General features: G+C 64.1%; 20 protein-coding genes. 10 read left to right on the top strand and 10 right to left on the bottom strand.

Translation table 11 applies throughout. The features are described 5' to 3' along the window. Positions 1 to 13 precede the first annotated feature (13 nt). Entirely contained in the window at positions 14 to 799 is a 786-nt protein-coding gene (locus ACLEJU_RS07970) for a hypothetical protein (RefSeq protein WP_435421421.1), read from the top strand. Between the two features lie 3 nt (positions 800 to 802). Here the strand turns inward: ACLEJU_RS07970 and ACLEJU_RS07965 are convergent, their stop codons facing one another. After that, positions 803 to 1,102, bottom strand: a complete 300-nt coding sequence (locus ACLEJU_RS07965) for a hypothetical protein (protein WP_435421422.1) — start codon at positions 1,100 to 1,102, stop codon at positions 803 to 805. 171 nt (positions 1,103 to 1,273) lie between these two features. Here ACLEJU_RS07965 and ACLEJU_RS07960 point away from each other — a divergent pair, with 171 nt between their 5' ends. From ACLEJU_RS07960 to ACLEJU_RS07945, 4 genes are all read left to right on the top strand, one after another. Next, on the top strand, positions 1,274 to 1,702 hold the full coding sequence (locus ACLEJU_RS07960; protein WP_435421423.1) for a DUF2231 domain-containing protein: 429 nt from the start codon (positions 1,274 to 1,276) through the stop codon (positions 1,700 to 1,702). After that, the gene (locus ACLEJU_RS07955; protein ID WP_435421424.1) at positions 1,699 to 3,000 is read left to right on the top strand and encodes a PQQ-dependent sugar dehydrogenase; all 1,302 of its coding nucleotides are present in this window, start codon (positions 1,699 to 1,701) and stop codon (positions 2,998 to 3,000) included. The genes ACLEJU_RS07960 and ACLEJU_RS07955 overlap by 4 nt, the downstream gene beginning before the upstream one ends. A gap of 111 nt (positions 3,001 to 3,111) precedes the next feature. Then, positions 3,112 to 3,690 (top strand): hypothetical protein, encoded by a 579-nt coding sequence (locus ACLEJU_RS07950; protein ID WP_435421425.1) that lies wholly within the window; start codon positions 3,112 to 3,114, stop codon positions 3,688 to 3,690. A gap of 141 nt (positions 3,691 to 3,831) precedes the next feature. After that, positions 3,832 to 4,338 (top strand): DMT family transporter, encoded by a 507-nt coding sequence (locus ACLEJU_RS07945; protein ID WP_435421426.1) that lies wholly within the window; start codon positions 3,832 to 3,834, stop codon positions 4,336 to 4,338. Here the strand turns inward: ACLEJU_RS07945 and ACLEJU_RS07940 are convergent, their stop codons facing one another. Then, on the bottom strand, positions 4,339 to 5,247 hold the full coding sequence (locus ACLEJU_RS07940; protein ID WP_435421427.1) for a LysR family transcriptional regulator: 909 nt from the start codon (positions 5,245 to 5,247) through the stop codon (positions 4,339 to 4,341). 131 nt (positions 5,248 to 5,378) lie between these two features. On the opposite strand from ACLEJU_RS07940, the gene ACLEJU_RS07935 reads away from it, so the two are divergent. From ACLEJU_RS07935 to ACLEJU_RS07920, 4 genes are all read left to right on the top strand, one after another. After that, positions 5,379 to 6,593, top strand: coding sequence for a YeeE/YedE family protein (locus tag ACLEJU_RS07935; protein ID WP_435421428.1), 1,215 nt, complete (start codon positions 5,379 to 5,381; stop codon positions 6,591 to 6,593). A 32-nt stretch (positions 6,594 to 6,625) separates the two neighbouring features. Beyond that, complete coding sequence (locus ACLEJU_RS07930) at positions 6,626 to 7,096, top strand: OsmC family protein (protein ID WP_435421429.1); 471 nt, start codon at positions 6,626 to 6,628, stop codon at positions 7,094 to 7,096. Between the two features lie 105 nt (positions 7,097 to 7,201). Then, entirely contained in the window at positions 7,202 to 8,176 is a 975-nt protein-coding gene (locus ACLEJU_RS07925; RefSeq protein ID WP_435421430.1) for a quinone oxidoreductase family protein, read from the top strand. 26 nt (positions 8,177 to 8,202) lie between these two features. Next, positions 8,203 to 9,129 carry a LysR family transcriptional regulator gene (locus ACLEJU_RS07920; RefSeq protein WP_435421431.1) on the top strand — a complete coding sequence of 309 codons (927 nt, stop codon included), beginning with the start codon at positions 8,203 to 8,205 and terminating at the stop codon, positions 9,127 to 9,129. 54 nt (positions 9,130 to 9,183) lie between these two features. On the opposite strand, the gene ACLEJU_RS07915 is transcribed toward ACLEJU_RS07920, so the two are convergent. Next, positions 9,184 to 9,513 carry a hypothetical protein gene (locus ACLEJU_RS07915; protein ID WP_435421432.1) on the bottom strand — a complete coding sequence of 110 codons (330 nt, stop codon included), beginning with the start codon at positions 9,511 to 9,513 and terminating at the stop codon, positions 9,184 to 9,186. 74 nt (positions 9,514 to 9,587) lie between these two features. After that, complete coding sequence (locus tag ACLEJU_RS07910) at positions 9,588 to 10,238, bottom strand: DUF998 domain-containing protein (RefSeq protein ID WP_435421433.1); 651 nt, start codon at positions 10,236 to 10,238, stop codon at positions 9,588 to 9,590. Between the two features lie 144 nt (positions 10,239 to 10,382). Between ACLEJU_RS07910 and ACLEJU_RS07905 the strand changes: the two genes are divergently transcribed. Next, complete coding sequence (locus ACLEJU_RS07905) at positions 10,383 to 11,132, top strand: FadR/GntR family transcriptional regulator (protein ID WP_085678821.1); 750 nt, start codon at positions 10,383 to 10,385, stop codon at positions 11,130 to 11,132. 171 nt (positions 11,133 to 11,303) lie between these two features. Here the strand turns inward: ACLEJU_RS07905 and ACLEJU_RS07900 are convergent, their stop codons facing one another. The 6 genes from ACLEJU_RS07900 to ACLEJU_RS07875 all read right to left on the bottom strand — a co-directional run bounded on the left by ACLEJU_RS07900 (position 11,304) and on the right by ACLEJU_RS07875 (position 19,329). Further along, complete coding sequence (locus tag ACLEJU_RS07900) at positions 11,304 to 12,884, bottom strand: aldehyde dehydrogenase (NADP(+)) (RefSeq protein WP_435421434.1); 1,581 nt, start codon at positions 12,882 to 12,884, stop codon at positions 11,304 to 11,306. Between the two features lie 186 nt (positions 12,885 to 13,070). Then, a complete protein-coding gene (garD, locus tag ACLEJU_RS07895; RefSeq protein WP_435421435.1) occupies positions 13,071 to 14,624 on the bottom strand; it encodes a galactarate dehydratase in 1,554 nt (517 codons plus the stop codon). Positions 14,625 to 14,703: 79 nt separating this feature from the next. Next, positions 14,704 to 16,068, bottom strand: a complete 1,365-nt coding sequence (locus tag ACLEJU_RS07890; protein ID WP_435421436.1) for an MFS transporter — start codon at positions 16,066 to 16,068, stop codon at positions 14,704 to 14,706. Positions 16,069 to 16,171: 103 nt separating this feature from the next. Then, on the bottom strand, positions 16,172 to 17,083 hold the full coding sequence (gene kdgD / locus ACLEJU_RS07885; protein ID WP_435421437.1) for a 5-dehydro-4-deoxyglucarate dehydratase: 912 nt from the start codon (positions 17,081 to 17,083) through the stop codon (positions 16,172 to 16,174). A 356-nt stretch (positions 17,084 to 17,439) separates the two neighbouring features. Continuing rightward, positions 17,440 to 18,249 carry a gamma-glutamyl-gamma-aminobutyrate hydrolase family protein gene (locus tag ACLEJU_RS07880; RefSeq protein ID WP_110638090.1) on the bottom strand — a complete coding sequence of 270 codons (810 nt, stop codon included), beginning with the start codon at positions 18,247 to 18,249 and terminating at the stop codon, positions 17,440 to 17,442. Positions 18,250 to 18,546: 297 nt separating this feature from the next. Beyond that, positions 18,547 to 19,329 (bottom strand): amino acid ABC transporter ATP-binding protein, encoded by a 783-nt coding sequence (locus tag ACLEJU_RS07875; RefSeq protein WP_435421438.1) that lies wholly within the window; start codon positions 19,327 to 19,329, stop codon positions 18,547 to 18,549. Between the last annotated feature and the right edge of the window lie 10 nt (positions 19,330 to 19,339).

Here is a 19,339-nt window from a genome sequence, read left to right as displayed (position 1 = left end):
AAGGAAGTCATTGGTGATCGATCTTTCCCATCTGCCGCGCAACAGAAGGGCGCCCGAACCCCTTGACCTGCCGCCGCCGCAGTGCCCGCTGCTGGGTCTGGCGGGCCAGTCACTGCAGCAGCGTTATGCGACCTTTGTCGCGCAGGCCGCACAGGCCCTGCCGCCGGTGCAGGCTGCTGCACTGCGTGAGGTCGGCCAGCAGCTGGCCAGCGAGCTGCTGTCAAAGGCGATCGACCTGGGCAGCAGCAAGGCCCATGAACTGTCGGATGAAATCTACTGGCTGGCGCAGTGTGCGGCGATCGTCTCGCTGTATGCCGACGGCCCGCAGTCTGCGGCGTTCGCCAGGCACAGGAAGCATGTGGATGACCACCAGGGCCTGGGGCGCACCGGTGCCCAGGTTGAGGCGTTCCAGCGCTATGTGGCCGCCAATGGCCAGCCCGCAGACGAGGTGGAGACTCAATCGCGCTCTGAAGATGACCGCTATCGGCTGCTGGTTGCCCCATGGGAAGCAGGAAACACACACTGGGTCTACCGGCCGCGGATCATCGACACACGGCAGGGGACCTGCCTGTTGGCGTTCGAAGACAGGCGCTGGTCGGCGGACGTCAGCACCTGGCTCAGTGCCTGGCAGGTCGAGCTGACGTTGCGCAAATACCCAGGGAATCAGCCACGCCGGAGCGTGCAGGTAGTCATCGACTGTGACCAGCGCCTCGCGCAAGCGGGGACGCTGGCGGAGATCGAACTATCGGAGCTCGAAAGCGTTCTCGATGCGCTGCTCAATAGCGCAGACCCGACCTAGATCTCAGTTCTTGCACTTGGCCAGCACCACCTGGCAGGTGTCTGGCGTGCCGCCTGAGCGGCCGGCATAGCGGATGCAGTTGTTCAGCGACTTCTGCTTGGCAATGCCCAGTGTGTTGCCCCAGGCCAGGCCGCCTTCGCCTGTACTCGGCAGCGCCTTGGCGTAACAGTTGGAGCCTGGGGCCACGGCGTAGTAGCGCGCCTTACTGCTTTTGCTCGAACAGCCGGCATTGAGTGCCAGGCTGATGGCCAGCAAGGCATGCGCGGTCCAGTACGCGTAACGTCGTGTGTTGCAGATGCTCATGGTATCCCTCATTCCGACGCGCAAAGTCTTTCAGGATATTTCTATCAAGCCAAGCGGTGAACTATCCGAACGTCAAGGTGATCCCTTCTTAAGCGCACTCTGCGCACGCCTGATGGACCAGGCCCCGTGCCAGTCCTTCAGCCCCGGGTCACCGACTGATAAGGAGGCGCCGTGACCGCTACTGAGCAAACCCTCTACCGATGCACGCCCAGCCCGCTGCACGCGATCCTGCTGGCCGGCACGGTTCCGTTGTTTCTCGGCGCGCTGCTGAGTGACATTGCCTACTTCAAGAGCTACCAGATCCAGTGGAGCAACTTTGCCGCCTGGCTGGTTGCCGGTGGCTTGCTGTTCTGTGGGCTGGCGTTGTTGTTTGCCCTGGCCAACCTGATCCGCGCCCCGCGCAAGGGCGGGCGGCCGACGTTGTACTTCCTGCTGTTGCTGGCGACTTGGGTATTGGGGCTGATCAACGCTTTCGAACATGCCAAGGACGCCTGGGCGGTGATGCCGGCGGGCCTGGTGCTGTCGGTGATCGTTACCGTGCTGGCCTGTGTGGCGGCATGGTTGGGCATGAGTAACCTGGGTTCGGGAGGTGAGGCATGAAGCCATTGCATGGAATGTCGCTGCTGAGCGTGGCACTGCTTCTGGCCGCCTGTGGCGGTGACGGTGAACCGACCCAGGCGCTGGGGCCCGACCCGAAACTGCCGGCCCCGGAGCGCGGCCTGCTGCCGAGCATGAAGATCGCGCAACCGGCGCTGTGGGGCGAGCATAAGCCCACCGTGCCCGAGGGCTACAGCATCACGGCCATCGCTACTGACCTGAAGATCCCGCGCCAGAGCCTGGTGCTGCCCAATGGCGATATCCTCGTCGCTGAAGGGCGCGGCGGCAGTGCCGCCAAACTCAAGCCCAAGGACGTGATCGCCAGTCAGATCAAGGCCAAGGGCAATACCCAGGTCAAGGGCGGCAATCGCCTGACCCTGCTGCGCGATGCCGATGGCGATGGCACGTATGAGCTACAGACGGTGTTCGCCGAAGGCCTCAATGCGCCCTACGGCCTGGCCTTTGCCGACGGCAAGCTGTACGTGGCCAACCAGGATTCACTGGTACGTTTCGACTACCTGGATGGTCAGACCAAGGCGGGTGGCCCGCCGACCAAGGTCACCGACCTGCCGGCCGAGATCAACCACCACTGGACCAAGGCGCTGACCATCAGCCCTGATGGCCGCTACCTGTACGTGGGTATCGGCTCGAACAGCAACATCACCGAGCGTGGCATGGAGGTGGAAATCGACCGCGCCATGGTCTGGCAGATCGACGCCGTGACGGGAGCGCACAAGCCTTACGCCACCGGTTTGCGCAACCCGACGGCGCTGACCATTCAGCCGGACACCGGGCAGTTGTGGACGGTGGTCAACGAACGTGACGAACTGGGGCCGGACCTGGTGCCGGACTACCTCACCTCGGTGCGAGAGGGCGGCTTCTATGGCTGGCCGTACAGCTACTGGGGGCAGAATGTCGATGAACGGGTGAAACCGCAGAACCCGGACAAGGTGGCGGCCGCGATCAAGCCGGATTACAGCCTGGGGTCGCATGTTGCCGCGCTGGGTGTGGACTTCTCCATGCCGGCCATGGGTGAACGGTTTGCCGACGGGGTGTTCGTGGGCGAGCACGGGAGCTGGAATCGCCCGAACCCGGTGGGTTACAAGGTGATCTTCGTGCCGTTCAATGCGGGCAAGCCGGCCGGTGAGCCGATCGACTTTGCCACCGGGTTCCGCGGGGAAGATGGCAAGACCCGAGGTCGGCCTGTGGGCGTGACGGTGGACCCGCGCGGGGCGTTGATCATTGCGGATGACCTGGCCAACACCGTCTGGCGTGTGACGCGTATGACGCCAAGGGGTTGAAATGTGCAGCAGCGCGGGCGATTGCCTGCACAGTGGCGGGCAATGGCTATGCTTCTTTGCGCGTAAACATTTCACGCGCAAACCCGGTCTTGAACACATGGAAGCAGGCCTATGAATCCTATTAGCACGCTCGCTCGCGCAGTTGCCCTCGCCACGCTGATGTCCGCTGCCACCTTCACGGTGCAGGCCGCCGAGATTCCGATTGGCAGCCAGGCGTTGGAAAGCCATGTCAAAACCCAAGTCACGGCCATCGACCTGGCCAACCGCCAAGTCACGGTAAAAGGGCCGGACGACAAGGATGTCACCCTGCAGCTGACGGAAAAGGCCAAGGCGCTGCCAAACCTGAAAGTCGGGGATAACGTCGATATCTACGTCACCCGGGCAATCGCCTACGTGCTCAACAGCAATGTGGGCGGCGCGCCCAAAGCGAGTGAGGAATCCGGCACCATTCGCGCCACCAAGGACAATCCCAACCCGGGCGGCGAAGCGTTCCGTCAGGTTCGAGTAACCTCGCAGATCAAGAAAATCGACCTGAAGACACATGAAGTTACCCTGTTGCCGCCAGAAGGCAAGCTGCAGGTGGTCAAGGTCGAGAACCCGGACCTGCAGAAGCAGATGAAGAACCTCAAGGTCGGCCAGACCGTCGATGCGATCTACACCGAAGTGCTGCGGGTCGATACCTGGCGTTGAGGTCGGGCTGCGGGCACGCTTCGGCAGGCCCGCATCTGGCTATATGCGTGAGACGAATACAGTACGTGCACCTTTTCAATTTCCATAAACACTGTGGATTTAACGATCATGGTCTCATCCTGACTTCAGATGAGACCCATTATGTCCTACAAAACCCTGCTGCTTGCATTCCTTCCGGTGATGATGGCCCTGCTTGCAGGCTTCGTGCTGCCGTATCAGGCTGCCAGCAACGCTGCCGTCGGCCGTGCCCTGGGGCACTGGTTGTGGGGCGCTTTTACCTCGTTGACGGTCAGTTCGGTGGTAATCATCACAGCGTTGCTGATCCTGCGGGTGCCCATGCCTGACCTGAGCAAAGCGCTGCAAGGCCCGTGGTGGCTCTGGATCGGTGGTGTGCTAGGCGCCCTCTATGTGGCTGGTGCTGCAGCCTTGACACCGAAGCTGGGCACGGCGGGTTTCCTGGTGCTGGTGGTGGCAGGGCAGATCCTGACCTCGGTGATCGTCGATCACTTCGGGCTGATGGGCGTTGCCAGCAAACCGGTGAACCTGGCCAGGGTTGCCGGTGTACTGCTGATCCTTGGCGGCGTGTTGCTGGTGCAGGGCGTCTGGACCTCGAACACGCCGTCCGGCCAGACCGTGATCGAGCGCTGATCAATGCCCGGGCTGACTGCATGCCCAGACCGCTTCACGCAGCCAGCGATGGCCGGGGTCGCTGTCCTTTCGCCCATGCCAGGCCTGTTGATAGGCGAGGGCAGGGATCGGCAGTGGCGGCGTGAACTGGCGCAGTGACGGGTGCAGGCGTATCGGGCCTACCGCTCGCCTGGCCACGGTGAGGACCAGGTCTGTGCCCGCGAGCACCTCGACGGCAGCGCTCCAATGCGGCAGCGCCAGGGCAATATGCCGGCGCAGCCCTTGTTCGGCCAAGGCCCGCTCGATCTCGTCATGGGCATCCGGATGCATGGCCATGAGCACGTGCGGGCGTGCCAGCCAGTCATCCAGCGCAAGCCCGCCCTTGGCCGGTAGCACCTGGCGATCGGCGACGCTGATGAAGCGGTCTTCGAACAAGGTCTGGGCGATGATGTCGGCCGGCAGTTCCGGGAAGATGCCCAGGGCCAGGTCGAGTTCGCCATCGAGCAACTGCGCGAGCATGGTTTCGCGGCTGGCCTGGCTGATGGCCAGGTCGACGCCGGGGGCGACCTGGCGCAAGTGGCGCACCAGCGGCGGCAGGATGATGCGCGAGGAATAGTCGGACAGCGACAACCTGAAGCGGCGCCGGGCTTGGGCAGGGTCGAACTGTGGCGCGGCCAGCAGGCCATTGAGGCTGCCGAGGGCATCCTGCAGCGGCTTGGCCAGGGATTGGGCGCGGGCGGTCAGGGCCATCTGGCCGTGCTGGCGGATCAGCAGCGGGTCGTCGAAGTGTGCACGCAGCTGCGCCAGGGCATGACTGACGGCGGGTTGACTGCGGTGCAGGCGCAAGGCAGCGCGGGTCACGTGCTTTTCGCTGAGCAGGGCGTGCAGGGTGAGCAGCAAGTTGAGGTCGATCTTGCGCAGTTCATCCATGAGGCGAATGCTTTGATTGGCAATGACAAGTGATTATCAGACTAACAGATGCACTGGCCTCTCGCCGGCCACACAAAGCACCTGACGGGGTTATACTCGCCCCCCCGTTTCACTGTAATCCGAGTATTTCAATGGGTCTTTCCGCAACCGCCACACCCGAACCGCGCCGCCTCGGTGCGCCCTTGATCGCCCTGGCCCTGCTGCTGGCTGGCGCCTGGTTCCTCAACCTCAACGCCGGCTTCAAGCAGGTGCTGCTGCTGATGGTCGGTGCCGCCCTGGGCCTGACGCTCTATCACGCCGCTTTTGGCTTCACCTCGGCCTGGCGCGTGTTCATCAACGAGCGCCGCGGCGCCGGCCTGCGTGCGCAGATGGTCATGCTGACCCTGGCGGTGCTGCTGTTCTTCCCGGCGTTGTCGGCCGGCAGCCTGTTCGGCACCCCGGTTACCGGCCTGGTCGCACCGGCTGGCGTGTCAGTGGTGTTCGGCGCGTTCATTTTCGGCATCGGCATGCAACTGGGGGGCGGCTGTGCCTCGGGCACGCTGTTCACGGTCGGCGGCGGTAATGCGCGGATGCTGGTGACCCTGCTGTTCTTCATCATCGGCTCGGTCAGCGCCACCCACCATGCCGACTGGTGGTTCGCGCTGCCGTCGTTCCCGGCCACTTCGATTGTCCAGGCATGGGGCGTGGTGCCTGCGCTGCTGGTCAGCGTGGCCGTGTTCGCGCTGATCGCCTGGGCCACGGTGGTGCTGGAAAAACGCCGTCATGGCGCCCTGGAAGCGCCACTGAGCAGCGAGCATCAAGGCCTGCGCCGTTTCCTGCGCGGCCCTTGGCCGCTGCTGTGGGGCGCAATTGCCCTGGCCTTGCTCAACTACGCCACCCTGGCCCTGGCTGGCCGCCCGTGGGGTATCACTTCGGCCTTTGCCCTGTGGGGCGCCAAGACCCTTTCCAGCTTCGGCGTGGACGTCGGCAGCTGGGTGTTCTGGCAGGCGCCGGCCAATGCCAAGGCGCTGGCTGCGCCGCTGTGGCAGGACATCACCACGGTGATGGACATCGGCATCGTGCTCGGCGCACTGATGGCGGCAGGCTTGGCAGGCCGCTTCGCGCCCAGCCTGAAAATCCCGCTGCCATCGCTGATCGCCGCGGTGATCGGTGGCCTGCTGCTGGGCTATGGTTCGCGCCTGGCCTATGGCTGTAATATCGGCGCCTACTTCAGCGGTATCGCGTCGGGTAGCGTGCATGGCTGGCTGTGGCTTATCGCGGCTTACACCGGCAACCTGATCGGCGTGCGCCTGCGCCCGTTGTTCTTCGCTGGCGAACGCCGCCCGGTGGCGCTCAGCGGCTGTTGAAACGATGTGATCAATTGGACAAGGAGGTTCGAATGGCGCAATACACCGCTCACGTGGCCTGGGCTCGCGACGGCCAGGATTTTCTCGGTAACCAGTACAGCCGCCGGCACCTGTGGCGCTTCGACGGCGGCGTCGAGGTGCCGGGGTCGTCGTCGCCCCATGTAGTGCCGTTGCCCATGTCCGATGCCTCGGCCGTGGACCCGGAAGAGGCCTTCATCGCCGCGCTGTCCAGCTGCCACATGCTGTGGTTCCTGTCGTTGGCGGCCAAACAGCGCTTTTGCGTCGAGCACTATGCCGACGATGCCGAAGGGGTGATGGCGCGTAATGAAGCAGGACGCATGGCAATGACCGTGGTCACCCTGCGGCCGCGGGTCGAGTTCTCCGGGGAGCGCCAGCCGACGGCGGAGCAGCTCGATCAACTGCATGATCTGGCCCACGACGCCTGCTTCATCGCCAACTCGGTAAAGACCGAAGTGCGCTGCGAGCCAGTCTATCCCTGCTGAGCATTGCTTCACCAGGTGCAGCAATCATCTGCACCTGGCCCGATTGTTCGAATTCTGCCTGCCAATTAGCCTGATCCGGTCTTTCACTCCCGCAAGGAACCGAACATGGCTAGCCGAATTGCCCTGAGCGCCACTGGCGCTGCCGACGTCATGCACCTGGAACACCTGCAGCCCCTGCAGCCTGGCCCGGGGCAGGTATGGCTGGAGCAGACTGCAATGGGCGTCAATCCCCTCGATGTGCTGCAACGCAAAGGCGGCGCAGCACTGGCACTGCCTTCGGGGCTGGGGCTGGAGGGGGCCGGGAGAGTGACCGCGGTGGGTGCCGGGGTGAGCAACGTCCAGGTCGGTGACCGCGTTGCGTATGCCACCGGCCCTGTGGGTGCCTATGCCAGCGGCCGGCTGTACCCGGCGGAGCGTTTGGTGAAGCTACCGCCGAGTCTGGACGATGAAGCGGCCGCTGCCGTGCTGTTCAAGGGCATCACCGCGCAGTACCTGCTCAAGGCCACCTACCCGGTGGGGCCGGGTACGCAGATTCTGCTGTATGGCGCCGCCGGTGCCCTTGGCCAGCTCATGGCGCCCTGGGCGCGCCACCTGGGGGCCCGGGTGATTGGCGTGGTGTCGAAACCACAGAGCGTGGCGCGGGCGCAGGCTGCGGGTTGTGATGCTGTGCTGGTCTTCGATGCGGCGAGCCTGGCCAGCCAGGTACGTGCGCTGACCCAGGGGCAGGGCGTCGACGTGGTGTATGACAGCGTGGGCAAGCTGTCGCTGCAGGCATCGCTGGACAGCTTGCGTCCCCGTGGCCTGCTAGTGTCGTGCGGGGCGATCTCCGGGGTACCGGAGCCTATAGAAGTGGCCACTCTCAATGCCAAGGGGTCGCTGTACCTGACCCGGCCGTCCCTGGCTGCCCACACCGCCACGGCCGAGGAATACCAGCAGCGCGCAGCCGATGTGCTGGCAGCGATTGGCGCGGGTATCATTCAGCCACGCGTGTGGCGCCGCTACCCGTTGGCCGAGGCGGCCAGGGCCCATGGGGACCTGGAGCAAGGGCTGTCGGAAGGGGCGCTGATTCTCACCGCCTGATACCGAACTCACTACCGAGCCTTGCCATGGATGCCTTTGACAGCCGCCGCGCTGATGAACTCGCCACCTTGCTGGCCTTGCACGAGCAACGCTCGTTTGCCGCCGCAGGCCGCCAGCTGGAGCGCCACCCCACGGTGCTGTCGAAGCGCCTGAATGCCTTGGAGCAGCGCCTGGGCATACGCCTGGTGGAGCGCACCACACGGCAACTGCGCTTCACCGACGAAGGTGAGCGGCTCGTAGCACGCGTGCGCGAGGCCAGCCGCCTGATTGCCGAGGCCGAGCAGGAAGCCGCCGAGGGTGCCGCAGCGGTGCGTGGCCGCTTGCGCCTGGCCTTGCCTGCTGCCATGGGGCGCCGCTGGCTGAGTGGCCTGCTGGCAGATTTTGTGCTGGCTTACCCGCAGGTGACCATCGAAGCTGAGTATGCCGACCGCTTCGTTGACCTGGTCGGCGAGGGTTTCGACGCAGCCATCCGCGTTGGCGAGCTGGCAGACAACCGCCTGGTGGCGCGCAAGCTGGGCGATCACCTGCGCATCCTGTGCGCTTCGCCGGCCTACCTTGCGCGCCAGGGCGAACCGCTTGACCCTCAGCAGCTATCTGAGCATAACTGTCTGGGATTCAGTGGCTTACGTTCTTTTCCTGAATGGCGCCTTAACAGTGGAAAGGAGCAGGTGAGTGTCCGGGTCAACGGCTCGTTACGCGGCAACGACAACGAGGCACTTCTTGAGGCCGCGCGGCGTGGCGTGGGCATTCTGGCAGGTGGCGACTGGCTGATGGGCGAGGACCTCGCAGCCGGGCGCCTGGTGCGGGTGCTGCCGCAATGGCAGCTGGACGTGGCAGCGGGTATCTACCTGGTACGCCCCTCGGCGCGGCTGAACAGTGCGGCCATGGGGGCGTTCAAGGCCTGGATCGAGGAACGCTTCAAGGACGGGCCGCCCTGGCGAAGCCAGGGCTGACTTAATTTCTAAAAAGCATTAGTAAAGTGTTTCAATGCCTTGAAATATATAGGTTTATCGTTTTGCAACTGCGTGCTGGACGCATTGCTCGTAATACGTCTGCTTGATCGCTGACGGCTGCAGCTTCGAACGGCTGTTGTAAGTCTGTTCGGTGATGCCGAAGGCGGTCATGCGCATCCATGGCTTGTCGAAACGGCGCACCTGCAGCTTCTTGCGCGTGGCGTACAGGGTGACCCCGGAGAGCTTGGCATGCTGAGCCTCGGCGGCGATCTGCGAACCCCAGCCACAGACGTTGCGATCGTTCTGGCTCAGTGCTTTGGCCTGTACGCCGAAGCCGACAGTGGCCAATAGGCAGCCGGCCATCGTTGCTAGAATTGTTCGCATGTTGCTGTCCTAAGCATATGAAGATGAACGGAGTTTGCCTTCACTGGCAATGCCTGGGGGCCAGCATTTTCCTATCAGGTAGTGGCGATGCGAAAGCGATTTGCCAGTGCGGGGCGCAGGCTGCTCAACGCCAGGCCGGCTATCCACGTGACAGACACGCCGTAGTTCAGCCGTTGATACAGGCCAAACAGCTGGCCGCTTTGTGCGGCCTGGGCCATGAGTACGACGCTAACTACCGCAGCAATCAGGCACACCAGCGAAAACCAGCCCAATGCCGGCGAACCGGCCAGGCGCTTGCCGAGCCAGGCCCACAGCGCGCTGGCCAGCGTCAACGAGACAAACATCAGCAAACCGCTGAGGTTATGCAGTTGCTGCGAGCTGGACGGCTCGGCAGGCGCACAGCCCTGGTCGCAGGGAAACAGGCCAGTGCCGAGGCTGCCCAGGCCATGCAGCAAGACCAGCGCAGCACTCAGCAGCGCCAGTTTCGAGGAGCGCCAGCGTCGCGCCAGGCCCAGGGCGAACAAGGCGAAAAGCAAAGCGAGGGGGAAGTTGTTGAGCAGCGGCGACCAGCGCTGGGTCGGGGCCCCTGTGGCGCCGAGCTGGCTCATGGCTTGTTGCAGGTGGTCATAGCCGGGGTAGGCCTGGGCGGTGAACCAGACACCCACCAGCAGCCAGAAAGGGATCAGCAGGCCACAGGCGAGCAAGCCACGGTCGAGCGGTTTCATACGGGGCTTTCCTTCCATGGAAAAGGCTCACTGTACCTGAATTCACGGCGGCTGGCCCCGGCAACAAATACCGCGTCGGGTGTATGTGATCGTACAACTGCTTGCGTTATGATGACGGCTGTCTTTCAAGGTGAAATACAGGGCATGACAGAGCAGCAGGTACAGGCAAGGACCCGGCGCAAGCCGCGCAGTCTGGCCCAGGAACTGGTCACGGTGCTGACCGAGCGTATTCGCAGCGGCCAGCTCAAGCGCGGCGACAAGCTACCGACCGAATCGCAGATCATGGCCGAGGAGGGCGTCAGCCGTACCGTGGTGCGTGAGGCGATCTCCCGGCTGCAGGCGGCCGGGCAGGTCGAGACGCGCCATGGCATCGGCACCTTCGTGCTGGATGCGCCGGCGACCGGGGGCTTCCGCATCGACCCGGCGACCGTGGTGACCTTGCGCGAGGTGCTGGCGGTGCTGGAGCTGCGCATCGCCCTGGAGATTGAATCGGCGGGCCTGGCAGCGCAACGACGCAGCGATGAAGAGCTGGCCGGCATGCGTGCTGCGCTCGACGAGCTGAACGAGGGGGCTGCGCATGCCACCGACGCGGTATCGGCGGATTTCCAGTTCCACCTGCGTATTGCCCAGGCCAGCGGCAACCACTATTTCGCCGACATCATCAACCATCTGGGTACCAGCATCATTCCGCGCACCCGGTTGAATTCGGCGCGGTTGGCCCATGATGACCAGGCGCATTACATGAGCCGGTTGATGCATGAGCATGAAGCGATCTACGAAGCCATTGCCCGTCGCGACAGCGAAGGGGCGAAGATGGCCATGCGCATGCACCTGAGCAACAGCCGCGAACGCTTGCGCCAGGCCCATGAAGAAGCCGAGGCACAAGGGGCCTGAGCCCTTCAATAACCTGTGCTGGCCTCTTCGAGGGACAAGCCCGCTCCTATAGGAGTACCTGTAGCTTCAGGGCTGTGCAGCCCCTGTAGGAGCGGGCTTGTCCCGCGAAGAGGCCAGCAAAGGCAACAAAGAAAAGCCCCGCAGATGCGGGGCTTTCTTGTTTCAAGGGACTCAGAGCGCGCCTTCACTCCACTGCCCATTGACCAGGCGACGCAGCCCCAGCGGGTTGCCGTCACGCAAGGCCTCCGGCAGCAGCGCCTGCGGGTAGTTCTGGTAGCACACCGGGCGCAGGAAGCGGTCGATGGCCAGGGTGCCGACCGAGGTGCCACGGGCATCAGAGGTGGCCGGATACGGCCCGCCGTGGACCATCGCGTCACACACTTCCACACCCGTCGGGTAGCCATTGACCAGGATGCGGCCGACTTTCTCTTCCAGCAGCGGCACCAGCCAGGCGAAGGCCTCGAAGTCCTCCGGCTCGCCGATCAGCGTCGCGGTCAGCTGGCCGCGCAGGCCGAGCAGGGCGTCACGCAGTTGCGTATTGTCCTTGACCTCGACCGCTACGGTGGTCGGGCCGAACACTTCTTCCTGCAGCAGCGGGTCGGCCTCCACCAGCAGGCGGGCATCGGCCTTGAACAGTTGGGCACGGGCCTGGCTGCCTGCCTGGGCCTGGCCGGCCAGGTGCTTGATACCGGCGTGGGCGTGCAGGTGCTCCAGGCCGCCGACATAGCTGCGCAGGCCACCTGCGTTGAGCATGGTCTGCCCGGCTTGTTGGTCCAGGTGCTGGCCGAGGTCGGCGAGCAGCTGGCTGTACTGTGCCGACTGCAGACCGATCACCAGGCCCGGGTTGGTGCAGAACTGCCCGGCACCCATGCACACGGAACCGGCCAGCTCGCGGGCGATGGCCTCGCCTCGTTTGGCCAGGGCAGCCGGGAGGATGATTACCGGGTTGATGCTGGACATCTCGGCGAACACCGGGATCGGCTGCGGGCGCTCGGCGGCCATGCGACACAGGGCGTCGCCGCCCTTGAGCGAACCGGTAAAGCCGACGGCCTGGATGGCCGGGTGCTTGACCAGCGGTTCGCCGACGCCAGCGCCGAACACCATGTTGAACACGCCCTTGGGCATGCCGGTGCGCTCGGCGGCGCGCTGGATGGCGCAGCCGACCAGGTCGGCGGTGGCCATGTGGCCACTGTGCGCCTTGAACACCACCGGGCAGCCGGCGGCCAGGGCTGCGGCGGTGTCACCACCGGCAGTCGAGAAGGCCAGCGGGAAGTTGCTGGCACCGAACACGGCGACCGGGCCGACGCCGATGCGCATCTGACGCAGGTCTACCCGCGGCAGTGGTTGGCGCTCGGGCAGGGCCAGGTCGATGCGCGCACCGAGGAAATCGCCACGGCGCAGCACCTGGGCGAACAGGCGCATCTGGCCGCTGGTGCGGCCGCGTTCGCCCTGGATACGGGCGGCAGGCAGGGCGGTTTCACGGCAGACGATGGCGACGAAGGCGTCATCCAGCTCGTCCAGTTCGGCAGCGATGGCGTCGAGGAATTCGGCGCGGCGGGCCGGTTTCAGGTTGCGGAATTCAACAAAGGCGGCAGCGGCGGCTTTGGCTGCCTGGTCCACTTCGGCCTCGGTGGCCTGGGCGAAGCTGTAGGGCAGGGCCTCGCCGGTGGTGGCGTCCAGGCTTTGCAGGCGTTGCCCGCCAGCGGCGCTGCGCTGGCCGGCGATGAAGTTGTGGCCGAGGATCTCAGGCATGGGGTGCTCCTGTAGAAGTAGCTGAAGGAAGAAGGCTATTTGGGCAGGTTCGCTGGTCCCCTGTGGGAGCGGGTTCACCCGCGAAGCAGGCGACTCGGTATATGGCACCGGCTTCGCCGGTGTTCGCGGGTAAACCCGCTCCCACAGGGATTGCGACACACTTGAAAGTCGGGCGAGCCTTTGGCATCAGGTAATCGGTGCCGGATTGAACAGGGTGATGTCGTTGTGCAGGCGATGCTGTTCGGCCCAGGTCTGTTTGCGGCCGCTGGCCACGTCCAGGTAGTAGTGGAACAGCTCCCAGCCCAGTTCTTCGATGGTCGCGCGGCCACTGGCGATGCGCCCGGCGTCGATGTCGATCAGGTCCGGCCAGCGCTGGGCCAGCTCGGTACGGGTGCAGACCTTGACCACGGGGGCCATGGCCAGGCCATACGGCGTTCCGCGGCCAGTGGTGAACACGTGCAGGTTCATGCCGGCGGCCAGTTGCAGGGTGCCGCAGACGAAGTCGCTGGCCGGGGTGGCGCAGAAGATCAGGCCCTTGCGGTTGACCCGCTCGCCCGGGCCGAGCACGCCCTGGATGGCGCCGCTGCCGGACTTGACGATCGAACCGAGGGACTTCTCGACGATGTTCGACAGGCCGCCTTTCTTGTTGCCTGGCGTGGTGTTGGCGCTGCGGTCCGCTGCGCCTTGCTGCAGATAGCGGTCGTACCAGTCCATCTCACGCACCAGGGCATCGGCGACTTCCTGGTTTTCGGCGCGCGAGGTGAGCATGTAGATGGCATCGCGCACTTCGGTCACTTCCGAGAACAGCACGGTGGCGCCGGCGCGCACCAGCAGGTCGGCGGCGTAGCCCAGTGCCGGGTTGGCGGTGATGCCGGAGAAGGCGTCACTGCCGCCGCACTGCATGCCGAGGATCAGCTGGCTGGCCGGCACAGTCTCGCGGCGGCGCTGGTCGAGCTTCTTCAGGCGGGTTTCGGCCAGGCCCATGATCTGCTCGATCATCTCGGTAAAGCCGAGGCTGGCGTCCTGCAGGCGATACAGCCAGGGCTCGCTGAGGTCCACCGACGGGTCGTTGTCGTGCATCACCTGGCCAGCCTGGAGCTTTTCGCAACCCAGGCTGATTACCAGCGCTTCGCCACCGAGGTTGGGGTTGCGCGCCAGGTTGCGCACGGTGCGGATCGGGATGTAGGCGTCGCGGGCGTTGATCGCCACGCCGCAGCCATAGCTGTGGGTGAGGGCGACCACGTCATCGACGTTGGGGTAGTTGGGCAGCAATTCGGCGCGGATGCGTTTGACTGCGTGTTCCAGCACGCCGGTCACGCACTGCACGGTAGTGGTGATGCCGAGGATGTTGCGGGTGCCGACGGTGCCGTCGGCGTTGCGGTAGCCTTCGAAGGTGAAGCCGTCCAGCGCTGGCAGGGCGTCCGGTACCGCGTCGCAGCGCGGCAGGTTGTCCAGCTCGGGAGCGGCCGGCATGGCCAGTTGGCTTTCCTGCACCCAGCTGCCCTGGTGCAGGTCTTCCAGCGCATACCCGATGATCTGCCCGTAACGGCGCACCGGCTCGCCCTTGGCGATCAGCACGGTGGCAACCTTGTGGCTCTGTGGCACGCTCTCGACCAAGGTCAGGCCATCGGCGAAGCGGGCGCCTTCGCCCAGGCCGCCGTCGTTGACCACCACCACGACGTTGTCGTCGTCGTGCAGGCGGACGTAGCGGGGCGAGTCGGAATGTTCGATCAACTGCATGTTTGGGCCCTACTTGTCAGGTTCTCAGGCTTTTTGTACGTCCGCCCGCGCAGGCTTCGGCCGGCGCGGGCGTGTTCACTCAGTGCCGCGAGCTGGCCAGTTCGCCGTTGGCGACCGGTTCAGGCTGTGGCTTCGGGGCATCGTCGCGCAACTCGATGCGCTTGATCGGGCCGACGATCACCAGGTAGCTGAACACCGCCACCAGGGCGTTGGCGCCCACGTACACCAGAGCCCACTTGAACGATCCGGTGGCGCTGATGATGTAACCGATGACGATCGGGGTGGTGATCGAGGCGATGTTACCGAAGGTATTGAACAAACCACCGGACAGCCCGGCGATCTGCTTGGGCGAGGTGTCTGCCACCACCGCCCAGCCCAGCGCGCCGATGCCTTTGCCGAAGAAGGCCAGGGTCATGAAGCCGACCACCATCCACTCGGCATCGACATAGTTGCAGAAGACCATGGTGGTCGACAGCAACAGGCCACAGACGATCGGCAGCTTGCGCGAGAAGGTCAGCGAGTTGCCGCGGCGCAGCAGCCAGTCCGAAATCACGCCACCCAGCACGCCACCGATGAAGCCGCAAACCGCCGGCAGCGAGGCGATGAAGCCGGCCTTGAGGATGGTCATGCCGCGTTCCTGCACCAGGTACACCGGGAACCAAGTGAGGAAAAAGTAGGTGATGGCGTTGATGCAGTACTGGCCCAGGTACACGCCCAGCAGCATGCGGCTGGTCAGCAGTTGCTTGATGTAGCCCCATTTCGGGCCGTCGTTGCCGCGCTTCTGGTCCATGTCGACCAGGCCGCCGTTCTGCTCGATATGCTCAAGCTCGCTCTGGCTGATGCGTGGGTGCTGGCGCGGGTTGTAGATGGTCTTCAGCCACACCATGGAGAACACGATGCCCAGCGCACCCATGACCACGAACACGTGCTCCCAGCCGAAGCTGAACACGATCCAGCCCATGATCGGGGCGAACAGTGCAGTGGCGAAGTACTGCGCCGAGTTGAAGATAGCCGAGGCGGTACCGCGTTCCTGGGTCGGGAACCAGGCCGCGACGACACGGGCGTTGCCCGGGAACGACGGGGCTTCGGCGAAACCGACGAGGAAGCGCAGGGTGAACAAGGTTACCACTGCCCAGGCCACCGGCAGGCCGCCGACAAAGCCCTGCAGGAGGGTGAACAGCGACCAGGTGAAAATGCTGAAGGCATAGACATTCTTCGAGCCGAAGCGGTCCAGCAGCCAGCCACCGGGGATCTGCCCGGCCACGTAAGCCCATCCGAAGGCGGAGAAAATATAACCAAGGGTGACGGCGTCGATGCCGAGGTCTTTCTGCAGGCTGGAGCCTGCGATTGCGATGGTTGCTCGGTCTGCGTAGTTGATCGTGGTCACCAGGAACAGCATGAACAGGATCAGGTAGCGCACATGCGTCTTTTTAGTCGCTTGCATGCTGGTAATACTCCCACTAGTTATTTTTGTGCGGGCTCACGAGTTGTAGCCGGAGTGGGGCAGGCCCACTCCGGATGCGGCAATGGCAGGCCGCAGGGCGCGCTTATTGCGGGCCCATCTTGTCCATCAGTGCTGCGAGCATTTCGTACTCTTCGGCGGTCAGGTCGGTCAGCGGGGTGCGCACCGGGCCTGCGTCGAAACCGGCGATCTTGGCGCCGGCCTTGACGATGCTCACGGCGTAGCCGGCCTTGCGGTTACGGATGTCCAGGTACGGCAGGAAGAAATCGTCGATCAACTTGGCCACGGTGGCGTGATCGTCGCGGGCGATGGCGTGGTAGAAGTCCATCGCGGTCTTCGGAATGAAGTTGAACACTGCCGACGAATACACCGGCACACCCAGTGCCTTGTAGGCCGCAGCATACACCTCGGCGGTCGGCAGGCCACCCAGGTAGCTGAAACGATCACCCATGCGGCGACGGATCGACACCATCAGTTCGATGTCGCCCAGGCCGTCCTTGTAGCCGATCAGGTTCGGGCAACGCTCGGCCAGTTGCTCCAGCAGGTTGGCGTTCAGGCGGCAGACGTTGCGGTTGTATACCACCACACCGATGTTGACCGATTTGCACACCGCTTCGACGTGGGCGGCAACGCCGTCCTGGCTGGCTTCGGTGAGATAGTGCGGCAGCAGCAGCAGGCCCTTGGCCCCCAGGCGCTCGGCTTCCTGGGCGTATTCGATGGCCTGGCGGGTGGAGCCACCGACACCGGCGAGGATAGGTACCGACGTGGCGCAGGTGTCGACCGCAGTCTTGATCACCTGGCTGTATTCGCTGGCAGCCAGGGAGAAGAACTCACCGGTGCCACCGGCGGCGAACAGGGCGCTGGCGCCGTAAGGGGCGAGCCACTCCAGGCGCTTGATGTAGCCAGCCTGGTTGAAGTCGCCCTGGGCATTGAAGTCGGTGACCGGGAAAGACAGCAGGCCGTGGGAGAGGATGGATTTCAGTTCTTGTGGAGTCATTGTTGTAGGCATCCTGTGGCGCTTGGGGTGAAGGGTGTTGTTCTGCGTTAGAGGTAAGTTATCGTACAACATGTGCGATGACTAGTCCCCTTTGCAGAATTTTTTGTGTGGGTGCCGGAGGGAGGTTGCCTTGAGATTTGTGTTGGTGCGCAGATCGAGCGCAGATGATCTGACGACTAACACTAGGCAGTCATCGTATCTCTTGAGAGAGAAAGGAAAAAAAGACCGCGGAGACAGGCACAAGCCCGCCGCCCGCTTCCACGGGAAGTGTTCTGGGACCAGCAGAGGGTGACCGGGGAAGCGGGGGCGACCTTGCGCCGCCCCGCGATCAAAGCTAACGAAGCTGAAACCGGGGATCAGGCGGCCTGTTGGCGCTTGATCTGGCTTTTGCGCACCTGGGCGCGGCAGGCGTCACCGAAGGCCTGGAAGATCTTGATCGAATCAGGGTTCTTCGCGGCTTGCCACTCCGGGTGCCACTGCACGGCAAACAGGAACGGCGAGATGCTCGGGGCGTGAATCGCCTCGACCAGGCCGTCTTCGGCGTGGGCGATCGGCTCGATGCCGGCGCCGAGGTTGCGCAGGCCCTGGCCGTGCAGCGAGTTCACGCGGATCTCGTCGGTGCCCAGGGTTTCACGCAGCCAGCTACCCGGCTTGATCTTCACACCATGCACCTGAGCGTATTGCACATCTACCGGATCTTCCGGGTTTTCCCGGTGGTCGTTGAAGCCTGGCTCGGCATAGACCTTCTGGTAGATGTCGCCGCCCAGGGCAACGTTGATTTCCTGCATGCCACGGCAGATGCCGAAAATCGGCAGGCCACGCTTGAGCGCTGCCTTGACCAGCGGAATGTCGAACAAATCGCGGTTCTTGTCCTGGCCCTTGCCTGGCGTTTCGTTCTCCTGACCGTACAGGGTCGGGTCGATGTTGCTGCCGGCACCGGTCAGGTACACGCCGTCGGCCATGTCCAGATAGGTCTCGAGGTCTTCGATGCCACAGCAGGTGGGCACCAGGACCGGGACGCAATCGGCGAAGTCGACCAGCGGGGTGATGTATTTGTGGGTCATGACCTGATAGTCATGGCCTTTGCGCTCTTGGCTGCCCATGGTCATCAGGACGACGGGTTTGCGCAGGGAGGGTTGCTTGTTGCCAATGTTGCTGTTGGACATATATCACCTTATGACAGGGCTCTGCCTGTCGTTGTTGTGCAGGTGCACGGCCCGTGGCCAAAATGTGCTACCTGAAGTCCCGAGCACTGCCGGCTCATCACTGGACGATTCCGGTCGGGGCTTGTAGATAGCTTGCCAGAGCCGTTCGATATGTCAAACGAGCAAAAAGCGCTTAAGACGCCGAAATACGGGGGCTGAACCCTTGCGAGCCTGAGCCGGCAAGGGTTTGGCAGGGGGTAAGGTCAATTATATTTAACGACGCAGTTGGATCATTGCAGCGCTGCAATGATCGACGGCTCAGTGCAGTATCTGCGCCAGGAACGCCTTGGCTCGTGCAGTGCGCGGCTGGTTGAAGAACACCTGGGGCGGGCTGTCCTCGATGATTTGCCCGCCTTCGAGGAACAGCACCCGCTCTGCCACCTGCCGGGCAAAGCCCATTTCATGGGTGACGCAGAGCATGGTCATGCCAGTGCCGGCCAGCTGTACCAGCACGTCCAGCACCTCGGCGACCATCTCTGGGTCGAGCGCCGAGGTTGGCTCGTCGAACAGCATGATGCGCGGCTTCATGCACAACGCCCGGGCGATGGCCACGCGCTGTTGCTGGCCGCCGGACAACTGGCTGGGGTATTTGTGCGCCTGGCTCTCGATGCCTACCTTGCTGAGGTACATGCGCGCCCGTTCCTCGGCGTCCTTGCGCGACAGGCCGCGCACGCTGGTGGGGGCGAGCAGGCAGTTGTCGAGCACGCTCATGTGCGGGAACAGGTTGAAGTGCTGGAACACCATACCGATCTCGCTGCGCACCTGGGCCGCCTGGCGGGTGTTGGCGGCCAGGTCGGTGCCGGCAACCTGGATGCTGCCCCGCTGGGCGATTTCCAGGCGGTTGATGCAGCGGATCAGCGTCGATTTGCCTGAGCCGGACGGGCCACACAGGACAATGCGCTCGCCTTCGCGCACCCGCAGGTCAATGTCGCGCAGCACATGGAAGGCGCCATAGTGCTTGTTCAGGCCCTCGATGCGGATCAGTTCCGGGCGTGGGTCAGGTTCGGGGGCAAGGCTGGCAACGCTCATGGGGGCGGTCATGTTGTTGTTC

The organism is Pseudomonas sp. SMN11, assembly GCF_052041945.1.
Lineage (GTDB): Bacteria > Pseudomonadota > Gammaproteobacteria > Pseudomonadales > Pseudomonadaceae > Aquipseudomonas.
The sequence above is the reverse complement of the archived record's forward strand: the minus strand, read 5'-3'. Positions and strand labels throughout refer to the sequence as shown.

Excerpts from the sequence above, each read along its gene's own strand:
- ACLEJU_RS07965 (WP_435421422.1), bottom strand. The coding sequence starts at position 1,102 with ATGAGCATCTGCAACACACGACGTTACGCGTACTGGACCGCGCATGCC.
- ACLEJU_RS07955 (WP_435421424.1), top strand. The coding sequence starts at position 1,699 with ATGAAGCCATTGCATGGAATGTCGCTGCTGAGCGTGGCACTGCTTCTG.
- ACLEJU_RS07950 (WP_435421425.1), top strand. The coding sequence starts at position 3,112 with ATGAATCCTATTAGCACGCTCGCTCGCGCAGTTGCCCTCGCCACGCTG.
- ACLEJU_RS07945 (WP_435421426.1), top strand. The coding sequence starts at position 3,832 with ATGTCCTACAAAACCCTGCTGCTTGCATTCCTTCCGGTGATGATGGCC.
- ACLEJU_RS07940 (WP_435421427.1), bottom strand. The coding sequence starts at position 5,247 with ATGGATGAACTGCGCAAGATCGACCTCAACTTGCTGCTCACCCTGCAC.
- ACLEJU_RS07935 (WP_435421428.1), top strand. The coding sequence starts at position 5,379 with ATGGGTCTTTCCGCAACCGCCACACCCGAACCGCGCCGCCTCGGTGCG.
- ACLEJU_RS07930 (WP_435421429.1), top strand. The coding sequence starts at position 6,626 with ATGGCGCAATACACCGCTCACGTGGCCTGGGCTCGCGACGGCCAGGAT.
- ACLEJU_RS07925 (WP_435421430.1), top strand. The coding sequence starts at position 7,202 with ATGGCTAGCCGAATTGCCCTGAGCGCCACTGGCGCTGCCGACGTCATG.
- ACLEJU_RS07920 (WP_435421431.1), top strand. The coding sequence starts at position 8,203 with ATGGATGCCTTTGACAGCCGCCGCGCTGATGAACTCGCCACCTTGCTG.
- ACLEJU_RS07915 (WP_435421432.1), bottom strand. The coding sequence starts at position 9,513 with ATGCGAACAATTCTAGCAACGATGGCCGGCTGCCTATTGGCCACTGTC.
- ACLEJU_RS07910 (WP_435421433.1), bottom strand. The coding sequence starts at position 10,238 with ATGAAACCGCTCGACCGTGGCTTGCTCGCCTGTGGCCTGCTGATCCCT.
- ACLEJU_RS07905 (WP_085678821.1), top strand. The coding sequence starts at position 10,383 with ATGACAGAGCAGCAGGTACAGGCAAGGACCCGGCGCAAGCCGCGCAGT.
- ACLEJU_RS07900 (WP_435421434.1), bottom strand. The coding sequence starts at position 12,884 with ATGCCTGAGATCCTCGGCCACAACTTCATCGCCGGCCAGCGCAGCGCC.
- garD (WP_435421435.1), bottom strand. The coding sequence starts at position 14,624 with ATGCAGTTGATCGAACATTCCGACTCGCCCCGCTACGTCCGCCTGCAC.
- ACLEJU_RS07890 (WP_435421436.1), bottom strand. The coding sequence starts at position 16,068 with ATGCAAGCGACTAAAAAGACGCATGTGCGCTACCTGATCCTGTTCATG.
- kdgD (WP_435421437.1), bottom strand. The coding sequence starts at position 17,083 with ATGACTCCACAAGAACTGAAATCCATCCTCTCCCACGGCCTGCTGTCT.
- ACLEJU_RS07880 (WP_110638090.1), bottom strand. The coding sequence starts at position 18,249 with ATGTCCAACAGCAACATTGGCAACAAGCAACCCTCCCTGCGCAAACCC.
- ACLEJU_RS07875 (WP_435421438.1), bottom strand. The coding sequence starts at position 19,329 with ATGACCGCCCCCATGAGCGTTGCCAGCCTTGCCCCCGAACCTGACCCA.